This is a genomic window from Synergistaceae bacterium DZ-S4 (genome assembly GCA_025943965.1).
GTDB lineage: Bacteria > Synergistota > Synergistia > Synergistales > Synergistaceae > Caenicola > Caenicola nitritireducens.
This window is the reverse complement of the sequence record JAPCWD010000041.1, coordinates 1-1017: the sequence shown is the minus strand read 5'-3', so window position 1 is coordinate 1017 and position 1017 is coordinate 1. Positions and strand designations below refer to the sequence as shown.

The 1017-nt window shown below is 40.4% G+C and carries 2 protein-coding genes; both read right to left on the bottom strand.

Annotation, left to right across the window (positions count from 1 at the left end; translation table 11 throughout):
• Positions 1 to 108: 108 nt before the first annotated feature.
• Positions 109 to 612 (bottom strand): nucleotidyl transferase AbiEii/AbiGii toxin family protein, encoded by a 504-nt coding sequence (locus OLM33_10105; GenBank protein MCW1714003.1) that lies wholly within the window; start codon positions 610 to 612, stop codon positions 109 to 111.
• Positions 609 to 1017: hypothetical protein (locus OLM33_10100; GenBank protein MCW1714002.1), on the bottom strand; the 409-nt coding region annotated here is incomplete at its 5' end. The genes OLM33_10105 and OLM33_10100, both read right to left, overlap by 4 nt.

Sequence of the window (1017 nt, the reverse complement as noted above, 5' to 3'; positions counted from 1 at the left end):
TATTAGCCCACTCCTTATCATTTTCGCTACCTCCTTGGTGATCTTCACAATCCCAATGGTAGCTATATGGTCGGGGTGGGTCAATTTCTTTCCGGCGATTAGGGTCAATTATAGTCCGGCGGTGACAATGCTGCCTTCTTTGAAAATCATCTTGAACAAATATAGAATTTCTTTTGGCGTAATAACGTCACCTGTAGTGATATCGATCTGCATAGGAGTCGCGATAGTATCAAATTCAGAAACAATACTCACCCGATAACCGCCATAAGCATCATCATCTCGAATGGCTTCAATGTTCAAAAAGGAGAAACTTACGCCATCTTCAACATTAATACTGCAAATTTCCTTGATTGCTTTTCTCAGCGATCCAACATTAATGGGATAATTTTTGATCGTAGTGTCCATGTCCATTGTTGCCCGATTATCTATACCAACAAGTGCCGCAATAAGGATCCCGCCCTTAAGGATGAATTTATCCCGGTACGCTGATTTGGAAAGTCTTTCCAGAAACCGTTCAAACATATAGTTTTGAAGCACTACCTGAGCGGACATATCTTTCTTTTTGGCTAAATTTCTTATTTTTGCCTTCAGGCTCATAGCTTCTCCGTTCATAGCAATGCCTCCAAATAATTTTTTAAAACAGTTTCAACCCTAAGTTTTTTTGCATGATCCATGAGGATCGAATAATCCGCCGATTTTATTTTCACAAATCGTTTTAATGCGTCATTCAGGATCTGGACATCGATCCGGTTTCTGCTTCTGATCAAATCACAGATCGTTCTTTCAAGAATATAGGTCCTGATCGGATTGCCATGGGCGCTTTTAACAGTTTCTACTCCCTGTTCATGAAGTTCTTTCTTGACGTAGTAGATTTTGAACCGGTCAGCCAAATTACCAACCACTTTATATCCACTTGGAACAGAGGCTGAATATTGAAAGGGAGCCCTATCCGAAAGGCCATGCAAATATAGGGCTGTTTCATGAGAGTAGATCAGCTTCGGATATTTAGTTTGCATG

Bases quoted from the DNA above. Each gene is read 5' to 3' on its own strand.
- OLM33_10105 (MCW1714003.1), bottom strand. From the start codon at position 612: ATGAACGGAGAAGCTATGAGCCTGAAGGCAAAAATAAGAAATTTAGCC.